Annotated in this window: 14 protein-coding genes and 2 pseudogenes; 9 read left to right on the plus strand and 7 right to left on the minus strand. The window is 69.9% G+C overall.

Annotated features, from left to right (window positions below; all coding sequences use genetic code 11):
* Window position 1: 1 nt before the first annotated feature.
* From QE374_RS13670 to QE374_RS13680, 3 genes are read right to left on the minus strand one after another with little or no spacing between them, the layout of a single operon-like run.
* Window positions 2-940, minus strand: coding sequence for an NUDIX domain-containing protein (locus tag QE374_RS13670; protein ID WP_309735725.1), 939 nt, complete (start codon window positions 938-940; stop codon window positions 2-4).
* Window positions 937-3,102 (minus strand): RNA degradosome polyphosphate kinase, encoded by a 2,166-nt coding sequence (locus QE374_RS13675; protein ID WP_309735726.1) that lies wholly within the window; start codon window positions 3,100-3,102, stop codon window positions 937-939. The genes QE374_RS13670 and QE374_RS13675 overlap by 4 nt, the downstream gene beginning before the upstream one ends.
* 49 nt (window positions 3,103-3,151) lie before the next feature.
* Window positions 3,152-3,847 (minus strand): response regulator transcription factor, encoded by a 696-nt coding sequence (locus tag QE374_RS13680; RefSeq protein ID WP_137417686.1) that lies wholly within the window; start codon window positions 3,845-3,847, stop codon window positions 3,152-3,154.
* A 116-nt stretch (window positions 3,848-3,963) separates the two neighbouring features.
* Between QE374_RS13680 and QE374_RS13685 the strand changes: the two genes are divergently transcribed.
* The 4 genes from QE374_RS13685 (at window position 3,964) to QE374_RS13700 (ending at window position 7,224) form a co-directional block, all read left to right on the plus strand.
* On the plus strand, window positions 3,964-4,260 hold the full coding sequence (locus QE374_RS13685) for a hypothetical protein (RefSeq protein WP_309735730.1): 297 nt from the start codon (window positions 3,964-3,966) through the stop codon (window positions 4,258-4,260).
* A 161-nt stretch (window positions 4,261-4,421) separates the two neighbouring features.
* Window positions 4,422-5,021: an FABP family protein gene (locus tag QE374_RS13690; RefSeq protein ID WP_309735732.1), complete on the plus strand. Its 600-nt coding sequence runs from the start codon at window positions 4,422-4,424 to the stop codon at window positions 5,019-5,021.
* Complete coding sequence (locus QE374_RS13695; protein ID WP_309735733.1) at window positions 5,021-6,109, plus strand: glycine cleavage T C-terminal barrel domain-containing protein; 1,089 nt, start codon at window positions 5,021-5,023, stop codon at window positions 6,107-6,109. The genes QE374_RS13690 and QE374_RS13695 overlap by 1 nt, the downstream gene beginning before the upstream one ends.
* On the plus strand, window positions 6,106-7,224 hold the full coding sequence (locus tag QE374_RS13700; RefSeq protein ID WP_309735734.1) for an FUSC family protein: 1,119 nt from the start codon (window positions 6,106-6,108) through the stop codon (window positions 7,222-7,224). The genes QE374_RS13695 and QE374_RS13700 overlap by 4 nt, the downstream gene beginning before the upstream one ends.
* Here QE374_RS13700 and QE374_RS13705 read toward each other — a convergent pair whose 3' ends face one another.
* Window positions 7,225-8,040, minus strand: coding sequence for a class I SAM-dependent methyltransferase (locus tag QE374_RS13705; RefSeq protein ID WP_309735736.1), 816 nt, complete (start codon window positions 8,038-8,040; stop codon window positions 7,225-7,227).
* A 40-nt stretch (window positions 8,041-8,080) separates the two neighbouring features.
* Here QE374_RS13705 and QE374_RS13710 point away from each other — a divergent pair, with 40 nt between their 5' ends.
* Window positions 8,081-8,827 carry a phosphoglyceromutase gene (locus QE374_RS13710; protein ID WP_274285940.1) on the plus strand — a complete coding sequence of 249 codons (747 nt, stop codon included), beginning with the start codon at window positions 8,081-8,083 and terminating at the stop codon, window positions 8,825-8,827.
* 59 nt (window positions 8,828-8,886) lie between these two features.
* Here QE374_RS13710 and phoU read toward each other — a convergent pair whose 3' ends face one another.
* Window positions 8,887-9,555 (minus strand): phosphate signaling complex protein PhoU, encoded by a 669-nt coding sequence (phoU, locus tag QE374_RS13715; RefSeq protein WP_137417680.1) that lies wholly within the window; start codon window positions 9,553-9,555, stop codon window positions 8,887-8,889.
* A gap of 155 nt (window positions 9,556-9,710) precedes the next feature.
* On the minus strand, window positions 9,711-10,133 hold the full coding sequence (locus QE374_RS13720; protein ID WP_309735741.1) for a hypothetical protein: 423 nt from the start codon (window positions 10,131-10,133) through the stop codon (window positions 9,711-9,713).
* 143 nt (window positions 10,134-10,276) lie between these two features.
* Here QE374_RS13720 and QE374_RS13725 point away from each other — a divergent pair, with 143 nt between their 5' ends.
* On the plus strand, window positions 10,277-10,957 hold the full coding sequence (locus QE374_RS13725) for an ATP-binding protein (protein ID WP_309735743.1): 681 nt from the start codon (window positions 10,277-10,279) through the stop codon (window positions 10,955-10,957).
* Window positions 10,954-11,637 carry a response regulator transcription factor gene (locus QE374_RS13730; RefSeq protein WP_274285937.1) on the plus strand — a complete coding sequence of 228 codons (684 nt, stop codon included), beginning with the start codon at window positions 10,954-10,956 and terminating at the stop codon, window positions 11,635-11,637. The genes QE374_RS13725 and QE374_RS13730 overlap by 4 nt, the downstream gene beginning before the upstream one ends.
* A 57-nt stretch (window positions 11,638-11,694) precedes the next feature.
* Here QE374_RS13730 and QE374_RS13735 read toward each other — a convergent pair whose 3' ends face one another.
* Window positions 11,695-12,165, minus strand: a complete 471-nt coding sequence (locus tag QE374_RS13735; protein WP_309735746.1) for a DNA modification methylase — start codon at window positions 12,163-12,165, stop codon at window positions 11,695-11,697.
* A gap of 244 nt (window positions 12,166-12,409) precedes the next feature.
* Here QE374_RS13735 and QE374_RS13740 point away from each other — a divergent pair.
* A pseudogene (locus QE374_RS13740) lies at window positions 12,410-12,893 on the plus strand (CarD family transcriptional regulator).
* A 14-nt stretch (window positions 12,894-12,907) separates the two neighbouring features.
* Window positions 12,908-14,109, plus strand: a pseudogene (gene ispD / locus QE374_RS13745) (2-C-methyl-D-erythritol 4-phosphate cytidylyltransferase).

The following is a 14,109-nucleotide window of genomic DNA, read 5'->3' on the forward strand; positions in this document are numbered from 1 at the left end:
GTCAGACCTTCGGAAGGTGCGTCTCGATCGCGGCGATGCCCGAACCGGGGTTCGTCCGCGACAGGTGTACCACCGAGAAGCCGCCGACCTCCAGCGCGGACGCGCTGCCGAGATACGAGCCGCGCAGCGTGCCGGTCGCCAGGGCCAGCTCGTGCAGGATGTCGGGCAGAACGGGCCCGTGGCTGCACACCACGGCCGGCTTGCGGGAGCGCACCCGCTTGCCGACGACGGTGCGGGCGTCGGAACGCCCCTCTTCCCAGGCGTCCTGGCTGATGAGCTCGCTCGTCTTGACCGACCGCCCGAGGGCGGCGGCCAGGGGAGACACCGTCTCGCTGCAGCGAACCGCATCCGACGACACGATCCGACGGATGCCGAACGAGGTGAGCGGCCCGACGATCGCCTCCGCCTGCTTGCGCCCGCGCGCGGTGAGGGGGCGGGACGCATCGGAGCCCGACCACTCGTCGCGCGGTGTGGCCTTCGCGTGCCGGAGCACGACGATCGGGAACGTCTCCAGCACGCCGTCGTCGACGAACCGGAGGAAGTTCTCCACGATCTCCACGTCGACGGGGTAGCTGAGGTAGGTGAGCGCCTTTCTCGGGCTGACCCATTCGATGGCGGCGATCTCCTTGTTCGGCACGAACGCGGACGCGCGGATGGCCGCATCGGTGGCCTCGGCCGACCAGTAGTGCACGATCTTCTCGCGCCGGCTGGGCAGCGTGTAGCGGGAGACGCCGACCGGGAGCCCGAGCGAGACGGCGATCCCGGTCTCTTCGAAGATCTCACGAACGGCCGTCTCCACCAGCGCCTCACCCGGGTCGACCTTTCCCTTCGGAAGGGTGACGTCGCGGTACCGGGTGCGGTGGATGAGGAGGATCTTCAGCTTGTCCTCGACCCGGCGCCAGACGATTCCGCCCGCGGCATAGACGGCGGTATTCGTCATCGCACCGCCCTCGAACGACGGCGACGCTGCACCTGGAACATCGTCTTGTCCTGCAGGTCGACCAGGGCCTTGCCCTCGGCATCGGTCGAATGCCGCGTCCACGTGCCGTCGCCCTCGAGCCACCAGGAACTCGTGTTGTCGCTCATCGCGAGGGAGAACAGATCGCTCAGCTCGGCGATCTGCGCGGGCGCCGTGATGCGCACGAGCGCCTCGACGCGGCGGTCGAGGTTGCGGTGCATCATGTCGGCGGAGCCAATGAAGGTCTCGGGATCTCCGTCGTTGTCGAACGCGAAGATGCGCGAGTGCTCGAGGTAGCGGCCGAGGATCGAGCGCACCGTGATGTTCTCGCTCAGCCCTTCGACGCCGGGGCGGATGCTGCAGATGCCGCGTACCCAGACCTCGACCGGCACCCCGGCACGGCTCGCCCGGTAGAGCGCATCGATGATCTGCTCGTCGACCATCGAGTTGACCTTGATGCGGATGCCGGAGCTCTTGCCGTCGAGGGCGTGCTTGCGCTCGCGCTCGATGAGACGGACAAGACCTTTGCGCAGGTGCAGCGGCGCGACGAGCAGACGCTTGAACTTCTTCTCGATCGCGTACCCGCTCAGCTCGTTGAACAGGCGGGTGAGGTCGCGACCCACCTCGTCGCTCGCGGTGAACAGGCCGAAGTCCTCGTAGATGCGGCTGGTCTTCGGGTTGTAGTTGCCGGTGCCGACGTGGCAGTAGCTGCGCAGCACGCCGTTCTCCTCGCGGATCACGAGGGCGAGTTTGCAGTGCGTCTTCAGCCCGACGAGGCCGTAGACGACGTGTACGCCGGCCTTCTCGAGCTTGCGGGCCCAGACGATGTTGTTGGCCTCGTCGAAGCGCGCCTTGACCTCGACGAGGGCCAGCACCTGCTTGCCCGCCTCGGCGGCGTCGATGAGCGCTTGCACGATGGGGCTGTCGCCCGAGGTGCGATACAGGGTCTGCTTGATCGCGAGCACGTGCGGGTCCTTCGCGGCCTGCTCGAGGAAGGCCTGCACGCTGGTGGCGAAGGACTCGTACGGATGGTGCACCAGCACGTCACCCTTGCGGATGGCGGCGAAGATGTCGGCGCGCTCGTTGTTGTCGCCCGGCTGAAACGCCAGCGCCGTCGTGGGAACGTGCGGCGGGTAGTGCAGGTCGGGGCGGTCGATGCGAGAGAGATCGAAGAGCCCCCGCAGATCCAGCGGCCCCGGGAGGCGATAGACCTCCTGCTCGGTGATGTCGAGTTCCTTGATCAGCAGATCGAGGGTCAGCTCGTCCATGTCATCGGTGATCTCGAGGCGGATCGGCGGCCCGAAACGCCGGCGCATGAGCTCGGCCTCGAGCGCCTGGATGAGGTTCTCCGTCTCGTCCTCTTCGATCACCATGTCTTCGTTGCGCGTGAGGCGGAACGCGTGGTGGTCGAGGATCTCCATGCCCGGGAACAGGTCGGAGAGGTGGTTGGCGATCAGGTCTTCGAGTGCGAGGTAGCGCACGCGCTCGCCGTCGCGCGAGACCTCGACGAACCGCGGGAGCATGGGCGGCACCTTCAGGCGCGCGAACTCCTGTCGGCCGGTCTTGGCGTTCCGGATGCGGATGGCCAGGTTCAGCGACAGGCCGGAGATGTAGGGGAAGGGGTGAGCGGGATCGACCGCGAGCGGCATGAGCACCGGGAACACCTGCGACTGGAAGTAGTCGGACAGACGCGCGCGGTCGTCTTCGTCGAGGTCGCCCCAGCCGATCACCTCGATGCCGGAGTTCGCCAGTGCGGGCCGCACCAGCTGCTGCCAGGCCTCGGCGTGACGCAGCTGGAGGGCGTGGGCCTCTCCGGAGATGTCGGCGAGGACGTCTTGCGCCGCGCGGCCGACGTTCGTCGGCACCGCGAGCCCCGTGATGATGCGACGCTTGAGCCCCGCGACGCGCACCATGAAGAACTCGTCGAGGTTGCTGCCGAAGATGGCGAGAAAGTTGGCGCGCTCGAGCGTGGGCACGGCCGGGTCCTCCGCGAGCTCCAGCACGCGCTGGTTGAACGCCAGCCAGCTCAGCTCGCGATCGAGATACCGGGCTTCGGGAAGTTCGGTGTCGCCGCCGTCGGTGACGTCGAAGTCGTCGTCGTCGGCATCGCCCAGGCCCGCATCGAGCATCACGTCGGAGATCATTCCCACATCCTTGCAGCCAGAGGTGACACGAGTGTGAACTCCGCGAGGGTCAGGATCCGGCGCGCTCCCCGGCAGCCGGGATCTGGTCCTCTTCGTACACGTTGAAGCGGTAGCCCACGTTGCGCACGGTGCCGATGAGCTGCTCGAGGTCGCCGAGCTTGGCGCGCAGGCGCCTGACGTGCACGTCGACCGTGCGGGTGCCGCCGAAGTAGTCGTAGCCCCAGACCTCGCTGAGCAGTTGCTCCCGCGTGAACACCCTCGACGGATGCGTCGCGAAGAAGTGCAGCAGCTGGAACTCCTTGTAGGTCAGATCCAGCGGCTTGCCGTGCACCTTGGCGGAGTACGAGGACTCGTCGATCGTGATGCCGGAGGTCTGGATGCGGGTCGAGACCTGCTCCTTCGACATGCGCCCGACGGCGAGCCGGATGCGGGCGTCGACCTCGGCAGGGCCCGCGCCGACGAGGATCACGTCGTCGACGCCCCAGTCGGTGGACACCGCGGTGAGACCGCCCTCGGTGACGATGAGCACGAGCGGCGCATCGAGTCCCGTGGTCGTCAGGATCTTGCACAGCGACTTGGCGCCCACCAGATCGTGGCGTGCGTCGACGAAGACGACGTCCGCGTTGGGGGCGTTCACCAACTGTGCGGGCTCTGCCGGGATCTGACGGACACGATGGCTCAACAGCTCCAGCGCCGGGAGCGCGGGCGCGCTACCGGCGGAACTCAGAACGAGAAGCTGTGCCAAAGTCACCCTCCGGGCGGGGTCCGCGTCGTGCTCATCTTATGCGCAGCCGCGAGGCACGCAGATCTCACCGGGGCGCACGACGTGCAGCGCGCGCTCCCATGCGTGAGAATGATCGTATGACGACACCGGAACTGGCGCCACGTCGGCCCTTCGGCGGCATCGTGGCCGTCTGGGTGTTCGCGGCCGTCGTAGGCATCGCCGTCGCGCTGTTCGTCCCGTCGCCGTGGCACGCGACGTGGATGACGCTGGCGCTCGCCGCATCCGTCATCCTCGCCTTCGTCATCCAGCTGGCGTATGGACGCGTGCAGCGCTTCATCCAGCGCGTGGCGCTGAGCAGCCTCGGGGCTCTGCTGGTTCTGGGAGTGATCAGCGTCGCCGTCGCGCTCTCCTCGCTCATCGCCGGTTCGCGCTGAGCCCATCGCCCTCACGGACGGGCTACCATGGGGCGCATGGACCTGGTCGCGCTCGAAATGTTCTTCGTGGGCCTGCTCGTGCTCGCCTCCCTTGCCATCGCCTTCGTGTCGGGCGCCGTGGTCTGGAACCTCTACCGCGGCCAGCGCTGACGGAGCGGGCGATGATCGAGCTCCCCACCGATCTGCCCGCCGACCTCGCACCCCTCTCGTGGCTCCTCGGAGTCTGGGAGGGAACCGGCGTGATCGATTACGAGGCAGGCGATCACCACTTCTCCGGTGAGTTCACGCACCGCGTGAGCTTCAGTCACGACGGCGGAGATGCCGTCAACTACTCCGCCACCGCCTGGCTCGGCGAGGGCGAGTCGCGGCGTCTGCTCGTCTCCGAGGTCGGCTTCTGGCGCATCGTGCGACCGCAGGGCTCCGGCGACCCCGGGCCGGGCCTGCTCCCGGCTGTGTCCGACGAGCCGGCGCGCACGGCCGACGACGTCGAGGCGCTGCGTACCGCCGAGGGTGGCTTCGAGATCGCCGCGAACATCGTGCACGCCGACGGCGTCAGCGAGCTCTACCTCGGCCAGATCCGCGGCCCGCGCATCGACATCGCGACCGACGCGGTCATCGCCGCGCCCGGAGCCAAGGCCTACACGGCGGCGACCCGGCTGTACGGCCTGGTCGACGGACATCTGCTCTGGGCCTGGGACATCGCCGCCCTCGGATCCGAGCTCGGCTCGCACGCGTCCGCCCGCCTGGCGAAGGTGGACTGATGATCGATTCGCCCGCCGGCGCGATCACCGACGGCGACGTGCTGCTGCACCTCGGCGACCCGATGCGCGAACAGCGTGCACTGGTGCGCGGCACGGCCGTCGCACCGCGCGCGGGCCGCGGCGTCATCGCCGTCACGGGCGCCGACCGGTTGAGCTGGCTCGATTCGATCACGACCCAGGCGCTGGCGCGGCTGGAGCCCGGGGTGTCGACCGAACTCCTGGTGCTCGATCCGCAGGGACGCGTGGAGCACGCCGCGGGCGTGCTGGACGACGGCGAGACGACCTGGCTCATCGCGGATGCGGATGACGCGCCCGCCCTCGCGGCCTGGCTGGGCCGCATGCGCTTCCGGTTGCGGGTCGAGGTCCGCGATGCCGCGACCGAGGTCGCGGTCGTGGGCGCGACGGATGCGGGACTCGCCCTCATCCGCCCCCTCGTCGTCGGCGAGACGCCGCTCGTCTGGCGTGATCCGTGGCCGGGCGTCGCCGTCGGCGGCGCCGCGTACGGTCCCATCGAGGAGCATCCCGGCACCGAGCGCAGCTGGAACGAAGCACTCGTCGATGCCGCCGAGGCGGCACGTCTCGGGCAGTTGGCCGCATCCGGGGAGATCGGCTTCGCGGGCGAGCTCGCGGTCGAGGCTCTTCGCGTCGCCGCCTGGCGCCCCCGCTTCGCCGACGAGGTCGACGAGCGCACGATCCCGCACGAGCTCGACTGGCTCCGCACCGCCGTGCACCTCGACAAGGGGTGCTACCGCGGACAGGAGACCGTGGCCAAGGTGCACAACCTCGGTCACCCCCCGCGCCGTCTGGTCAGCCTGCACCTCGACGGCAGCGCCGAATCCCTTCCCGCGCGCGGCGATGCGGTCGTCGTCGGCGACGTCGAGATCGGTCGCATCACGTCGGCCGGCCGCCATTACGAGGACGGGCCCATCGCCCTGGCCGTCATCAAACGCACGGCCGACACCGACGCCGACGTCGTGGTGCGCACCGCGGACGGCGATGTCGCCGCATCCGTCACGACCGTCGTGCCGCCGGATGCGGGCGCCAGCGCCGGCGTGCCGCGCTTGCCCCGACTCTCGCGCCGGCGGTGACCGTGCCCCCGGGCGGCGCCGACACCACGAGCGTGTCGACGCGGCTGCGAGAGCGCTTCGATCCGAGACCCGCGGTGTCCCGTGCCGTGACGGATCTGCCCGCCATCGCCCAGCTGACGGTGGCGGCGATGGGCGCCTACGTCTTCTCGCTGTTCGTGCTCGGACACTCGGCTCCCGTGCTCGCCGGTACGGTGGCGGTGTCGAGCCTCGGCCTCGTGCGCGACGCTCGGCCGCGGCGCGTGGCCGAGACGGTGGGCGGGATGCTCGTGGGCATCGTCATCTCCGAGATCCTCCTTCGCCTGGTGGGCCCCGGCTGGTGGCAGCTGGGCATCACCCTCGCGGTCGTCGTGTTCGTCGCCAGGGCGCTGTCGCCGCAGCCCGGCTTCGCCATCGCCGCGGCGATCCAGGGGCTCATCGTCCTGCTGTTCCCGATGGCGCCGACGGAGGCGTCATGGAGCCGTCTGGCGGACGGCGCGGTCGGCGGCGTCGCGGCGCTCCTGGTGACAGCCCTCGTGCCCCGCAATCCTCGTGCGGAGGTGCTGCGCGAGGCGAGGACCCTCTTCGCGGCGATCGATGACGCGACCGCGACCCTCATCCGTGCGCTCGAGGACGGGGACCGCTCGCGTGCGGAGCGCGCACTGGAGAAGGCCCGGGCGCTCGATCCGCTCGTGCGGGCCTGGCAGGAGTCGCTCGACTCGGCCGTCGCGGTCGCGCGCATCTCCCCGTTCCTGCGCAGGCGTCGCGCCGAGCTCGACCGATACCGCCGCGTCATGACGGCCACCGATCTCGCCGTGCGCAACCTCCGCGTCGTGGCGCGTCGATCCGGCTACCTGATCGACGACGGCGTGCCCCGTCCTGTCCCGGCCGACCTGCTGAGGTCGCTGGCGCGGGCCCTCGCGCTCGTGGGGGAGTCGCTCGACGACATCGCGCAGCAGATCCCCGCGCGCGAGGCGGCGCGGGCCGTCGCGCGCCACCTGGATCCGGCGCAGCTGGCGCCGGGCGCCTCCGCCGGTGAGCACAGCGTCATCTCCGCCCTGCGCCCGTTCGCGGTCGATCTGCTCGTGGCGACCGGCCTCAGCGAAGACGAGGCGCGAGCCGCCATGCCCCGCATCTGATCATCGGGGCGCGACGCGCTCCCACGGCACCGTCAGCTCGCCCAGGCGCCACCGCGAACGCTGCCGGAGGGGCCAGCCGCCGGCCGCGAGCGCCGTGAGCGCCGCCTGCCACCGCTGCGCGGGGGAGAACGTCGCCAGAGGCGCCGCGCGCGTCCACTCGGCATCCAGCGCGCGCAGCAGCTCGTGCACGCCCTCGCCCGGCACATTGCGGTGGATCAGCGCCTTCGGAAGACGCTCGGCCGCGATCGAGGGAAGCTCCAGACCGGTCAGCCGCAGCGAGATCGTCAGCGTGCGCGGGAGGGCGTCGGGCCCGATCTCCACCCACGTGCTGATGCGACCGAGCTCGTCGCACGTCCCCTCCACGAGGATCCCGCCCGCATCCAAGCGCGACGTCATCCGCTCCCACGCCGCCGGAACCTCATCCTCGTCGTACTGACGGAGCACGTTGAACGCGCGGATAATGCGCGGACGGTCCGGCAGCGGGATCTCGAAGCCGCCGCGGGCGAACGAGACCCGCGCGTCGGGACGGAAGATCGTCGCCCCCTCGCGCACGCTCTCGAGCTGCGCGCGAGCACGGGTCACGCGTGCGGGATCGATCTCGAGACCGTACACGCGCACATCCGGGCGGATGCGGTGCAGCCGTGCCTCGAGCTCCAGCGCGGTGACGCCGCTCGCACCGAACCCGAGATCCACCACGAGCGGTTCCGGCTCCGCGGTCCGCAGCGAGCGGTGGCGAGCGATCCACCTGTCCACCCGGCGGAGGCGGTTGGTACCCGTCGTGCCCCGGGTGATGCGACCCGACGGCGTAGGACTCATGGCCCCATGATGCCAGCGTCGCGGTCGATATCATGGGCTCATGACCACCCCTCACACCCTGATCCTGCTGCGCCACGGCCAAAGCCAGTGGAACGAGCTCAACCTCTTCACCGGATGGGTCGACGTGCGCCTGACCGACCAGGGCAAGGCCGAGGCCGCCCGCGGCGGCGAGCTGCTCGCCGAGGCAGGCCTGCTGCCCGATGTCGTCCACACGTCGCTGCTGAGCCGCGCGATCCAGACCGCCAACCTCGCGCTCGACGCCGCCGACCGCCTGTGGATCCCCGTCAAGCGCACCTGGCGCCTCAACGAGCGCCACTACGGCGCGCTGCAGGGCAAGGACAAGGCCGAGACCCTCGCCGAGTTCGGCCAGGAGCAGTTCATGCTGTGGCGTCGTTCGTTCGACGTTCCGCCGCCGCCGCTCGATGACGCATCCGAGTTCAGCCAGGTGAACGACCCGCGCTACGCCGGGATCGACGGCGAGGTGCCCCGCACCGAGTCGCTCAAGCTCGTGATCGACCGACTCCTGCCGTACTGGAGCGAGTCCATCGTCCCCGACCTCACCGCAGGCAAGACGGTGCTCGTCGCCGCCCACGGCAATTCGCTCCGCGGCTTGGTGAAGCACCTCGAGGGCATCAGCGACGACGACATCGCCGAGCTCAACATCCCCACCGGCATCCCGCTGGTGTATCGCCTCGACGAGAACCTGCAGGCGCTGGGCAAGGGCGAGTACCTCGACCCCGAAGCAGCCGCGGCGGGCGCTGCCGCCGTCGCCAACCAGGGCAAGTAAGCACACACAGGAGGGGTCCGGATGCGTGACGCATCCGGACCCCTCCTGTGTGCTCCGGGTCAGATCTGGGGTTCGGCCTCGGGCTGCGGGGCCCAGTCGCCCGTCGCGAGGTAGACGATCTTCTTCGCGACCGAGACCGCGTGGTCGCCGAAACGCTCGTGGTAGCGGCTGGCCAGCGTGGCGTCGACCGTCGCGGCAGCCTCGCCCTGCCAGGACTCGCTGAGGACCTTCTCGAAGACGCTGACATGCAGCTCGTCGAGCTTGTCGTCCTCGTTGCGCAGCTGCTCCGCCAGATCCAGGTCGCGTGTGCGCAGCAGCTCGGTGAGCTTGCGCGCCACGTCCACGTCGATCTCGCCCATCTTGGTGAAGGTGCCCTTCAGGCCCTTCGGGATGGCGCGGTCGGGGAAGCGCATGCGGGTCAGCTGTGCGATGTGCTCGGCGATGTCGCCCATGCGCTCGAGCGAGGCGCTGATGCGCAGCGCCGAGACGACGGTGCGCAGGTCGCTCGCGACGGGCTGCTGGCGCGCCAGGATGTCGATGGCCAGCTCGTCGAGCTCGATCGCCTTGTCATCGATGACCGAGTCGTTGTCGATGACCTCTTCGGCGAGCGCGACGTCGCTCGTGCCGAACGCCCTCGTCGCCTTCTCGATGGCCTCGGTGACGAGCTCGGAGATCTCGACGAGCCGGACACGGACCTCATCGAGGGACTGCTGGAAAACCTCGCGCATGAAACAGGCACCTTCCTGGGGTGATCGTGGGCGGCACGGGACGGGCCCGGGCGATTCTCGCCGTCGAAGGTTAACGAACGGTGCCGCGGGAGTGAATGTTACCTGCGGTACCGCCCCGGGAGCCGCCGGAGACGGGGTGCGGGTTCAGCATCCATTTACGCTGGAGCCATGAACTCGTCGCAGCTCGCGCTGCTGGCCCTGGTCATGGGCGTCGTCCTCGGGGCGTCGATCACCCTTCTGATCATCGGCGCGATGCGGGCGCGGGCGCGCGTCGAGGCGCGCAACTCGACGGCCGTTCCGGAGGGCGTGCCGGACGTCTTGGCCGCGATGGACGACAGCGCCCTCGTGGTGGACGGTTCGGGAACGGTGCGCGCCGCATCCGCATCCGCCGAGGCCTTCGGCATCCACGTCGACGAGGTCGTGCCCGACGATCGCATCCGCGAGCTCGCACGCGCGGTGCGCGCGGGAGGGATCAGCACCGCGAGCCTGACGCTGCGCCGCTCCTCCTCGCCCGCGGAGCCCCGTCTCGTCTCTGCCCGGGCGACGACCATCTCGCCCAAGCTCGTGCTCGTCGTCATCCGCGACATCACCGAGCGTGAGCGGGTCGAGCAGATGCGCCGCGATTTCGTCGCGAACACCTCCCACGAGCTGAAGACGCCCGTGGGAGCGGTGAGTCTGCTCGCGGAGGCGAATCGAGTCGGCGGCGGACGATCCCGCGCAGGTGCGCATCTTCGCCGGCCGCCTGAGCGCCGAGGCGCAGCGGCTGGCCTCCCTGACCTCTCGCGTCATGAACCTCTCGCGGCTGCAGTCGGCGGACGAGCTCGCCGAGGTCGGCGACGTGTCGGTGGACTCCGTCGTCACCGCCGCGATCGAGGCGCACGCGCTGGCCGCCGGCTCCTCCGGGGTCACGGTCGTCCGGGGCGGCACACGGGGTCTGTATGTGCGCGGCGACACGCAGATCCTCACCGAGGCGCTCGGCAACCTGGTGGCCAACGCGATCGCGTACTCGCCCAGCGGGTCGAGTGTCGGCATCGGCGTGAAGCAGGTGCACAACTCCGTCGAGATCGCGGTCACCGACCGGGGCATCGGCATCTCCGAGGCCGATCAGCAACGCGTCTTCGAGCGGTTCTTCCGCTCGGACCAGGCACGCTCCCGCCGCACCGGCGGTACGGGGCTGGGGCTGTCGATCGTGAAGCACGCCGTTCAGCGGCACGGCGGCGAGGTCCGCGTGTGGTCACGTGTCGGACGCGGCTCGACCTTCACCATCCAGCTTCCGATCGCGATGCCGCCGGACGACCTCGAGGCAGTGACGCCCCGCGGCCGGCGTCGTCCCAAGAAGACCAAGAAGACCCCCGCCGCGACCTCTGCCGCGGCACCGAATCCGAACGGAGTCACCGAATGACCCGCGTCCTGATCGTCGAGGACGAGCCCGACCTCGCCGACCCGCTTGCCTACCTGCTTCGCAGGGAGGGGTTCGAGGTCGAGATCGCCGAAGACGGCGCCGTCGCGCTCTCCGCTTTCCGTGAGCGCGGTGCCGACATCGTGCTGCTCGACCTCATGCTGCCCGGCATGCCGGGCACCGAGGTGTGCCGGCAGATCCGCACCGTCTCGTCCGTGCCGATCATCATGCTGACCGCCAAGGACAGCGAGGTCGACATCGTCGTGGGGCTGGAGCTCGGCGCCGACGACTACGTCACCAAGCCGTACTCGGCCCGCGAGCTCCTGGCGCGGATGCGGGCGGTGCTGCGCCGCTTCGCCCAGGTGGAGGCCGACCTCGACGAGCGCGTCCTCCAGGGCGGAAGGGTGACGCTCGACATCGACCGCCACACCGTGACCGTGGGCGGCGAAGAGATCAACATGCCGCTCAAGGAGTTCGAACTCCTCGAGGTGCTGATGCGCAACGCCGGTCGAGTGCTGACTCGCGGGCAGCTCATCGACCGCGTGTGGGGCACCGACTACTTCGGCGACACGAAGACCCTGGACGTGCACATCAAACGCATCCGGTCGCGTATCGAGGAGAACCCGAGCGACCCGGTCATGCTGGTGACCGTCCGCGGACTCGGGTACCGGTTCGAGGCCTGAGTCGACGACGAAGGGCGGGGCACCCGGAGGTGTCCCGCCCTTTCGTGTGCGCTTCGCTCAGGGAACGAGCGGCGCCAGGTAGTCGAGGTCGCCGTTGAGGACGGGGATCTCCACGCGGGCCCCCTCGCCGTCGCCGGACTGGAAGAAGATCGGCACGGTCGAGCCGGGGCGGGCGCCGAGGTCCTCGATGAGCAGCGGATCGGTGTCCTCGGTGCCGAGGCTCAGCGTGTCTCCGGCGGGAACGCGCACGGTCAGCTTGACCGCGTTCTCGCCGACCTCGAGGTTCAGCACCTGCGAGGAGTCGCTCTCGTTCACGATCGCGGCGACGAAGTTGCCCTCGGTGCCCTCGTCGTTGGCCACGATGAGGGCGTTGCGCACGGCGAGCGGCCCGCTCGAAGCCGGCACGTTGAGCCCATCGGCGGGGGAGTACTGGATCGTCGTGCTCTGCGGTGAGAGCATGGCGCAGCCGCTCGTTCCCAGTGCGACAGCAGCCGCCACGACGACGGACGCGATCAGGCGCGTTTTCACGGTTCCTCCCGGTTGCAGACGGCTTCTCCAGCATTCTACGGGGTCGCGCCCGCACCTCCCGTTCCGCGCCCGACTCGGGCGTCTCGGTCCATGCCCCTCCCGCGACGCAGCGCGGGGGATGGGGGCACGCGGGGGTCGCGCGCGGTCACGCGTGCGCGCGGATCAAGAGGTGGGGCGTGAGGGCGCGAACCCTAGCGCATCCGGCCCTGTGGTATCCTGGTCGTTGCCGAAAGGACATAACTCCATGCTTTTTGAGGTTGGCGAAACGGTCGTCTATCCGCACCACGGTGCCGCGACCATCATCGAGGTCAAGGAACGCGTCATCAAGGGCGAGACCAAGAAGTACTTGAAGCTCAACGTCACCCAAGGCGATCTGGTCATCGAGGTTCCGGCCGACAACGTCGACCTCGTGGGTGTGCGCGACGTGATCGGCAAGGACGGTCTCGAGCGCGTCTTCGAGGTTCTGCGCGCTCCCTTCACCGAGGAGCCGACCAACTGGTCGCGCCGTTACAAGGCGAACCTCGAGAAGCTCGCTTCGGGCGATGTGATCAAGGTCAGCGAGGTCGTGCGCGACCTGTGGCGGCCGCGACCAGGACCGCGGTCTGTCCGCGGGTGAGAAGCGCATGCTCGCCAAGGCCAAGCAGATCCTCGTGTCCGAGCTCGCGCTCGCCGAGAAGACGGACGAAGAGAAGGCCAGCGTCCTGCTCGAAGAGGTCCTCGCCAGCTGACGAAAGGCGCCTTCGTGCCTCAGCCCGTGCCGAGCATCGCGGTCGTGGTCGTCGCCGGCGGCTCCGGTACCCGTCTCGGTGAAGATGTTCCCAAGGCGTTCGTGGGAATCGACGCGAAGACGATGCTGCGTCACGCCCTCGACGGTGTCTTCCGCAGCGGACTCGACGCCCAGGTGGTCGTCGTCGCCCCCGCTGACCGCACGGGCGAGGCCCTGACGGAGGCGCTCGCCGCCGCCGGGGATGCCCGGGAGCGCGTGAGCGTCGTATCGGGCGGCGACACCCGTCAGAAGTCGGTCGCCGCGGGCCTCGCGGCGCTCTGGGGCGACGTCGAGATCGTGCTCGTGCACGACGCGGCGCGTGCGCTGACACCGCCCGAGGTCTTCACCCGGATCGTGGCGGCCGTCGAACGGACCGGGTGGGGGGCAGTTCCCGTCCTTCCCGTGGTCGACACGATCAAACGCGTCGACGGCGATGAGATCATCGGCGTGGTCGATCGTTCCGAACTGGGGGCGGCGCAGACCCCGCAGGGATTCCGGCGCGACGTCCTGAGTGCGGCCTACGCCGTCGCCGACTCCGAGTTCACGGATGATGCCGCGCTCGTCGCCGCGGCGGGTCACCGTATCGCGGCCGTCGCGGGCGATGCGCTCGGCTTCAAGATCACGCATCCCGCTGACCTCGAGCGCGCACGCGCACTTCTGACGCCGGCCACCGAGCACCCGGTGCACCTGCAGCAGCCGGCACCCGCGCCGCGCGTGGGCGTCGGAACCGATGTCCACGCCTTCGCCGGAGACGGGGAACTGTGGCTCGCGGGACTGCGGTGGCCGGGCGAGCCGTCCCTGTCCGGCCACTCGGACGGGGGGATGCGGTCGCCCACGCGGTCGTCGACGCCGTGCTGGCGGCGGCGGGCCTCGGCGACATCGGTACGCACTTCGGCGTCGACCGCCCCGAGTACGCGAACGCGCACGCCGATGCGTTCCTCGCACGCACCCGCGCCCTGGTGGGCGAGGCAGGGTGGGTGATCGGCAACGTGTCGGTACAGGTCCAGACCACCCGTCCGCGGTTCGCGCCTCGGCGTCGCGAGGCGGAGGCCGTCCTGAGCGAAGCACTGGGCGCCCCCGTGTCCGTCTCGGCCACGACGACCGACGGGCTCGGCTTCGAGGGGCGTGGCGAGGGCGTCTTCGCCGTCGCCGTCGCGATGCTGCTTCCCGCGCAGTGA

The sequence above is a fragment of the Microbacterium sp. SORGH_AS_0428 genome, from assembly GCF_031453615.1.
Taxonomy (GTDB): domain Bacteria; phylum Actinomycetota; class Actinomycetes; order Actinomycetales; family Microbacteriaceae; genus Microbacterium.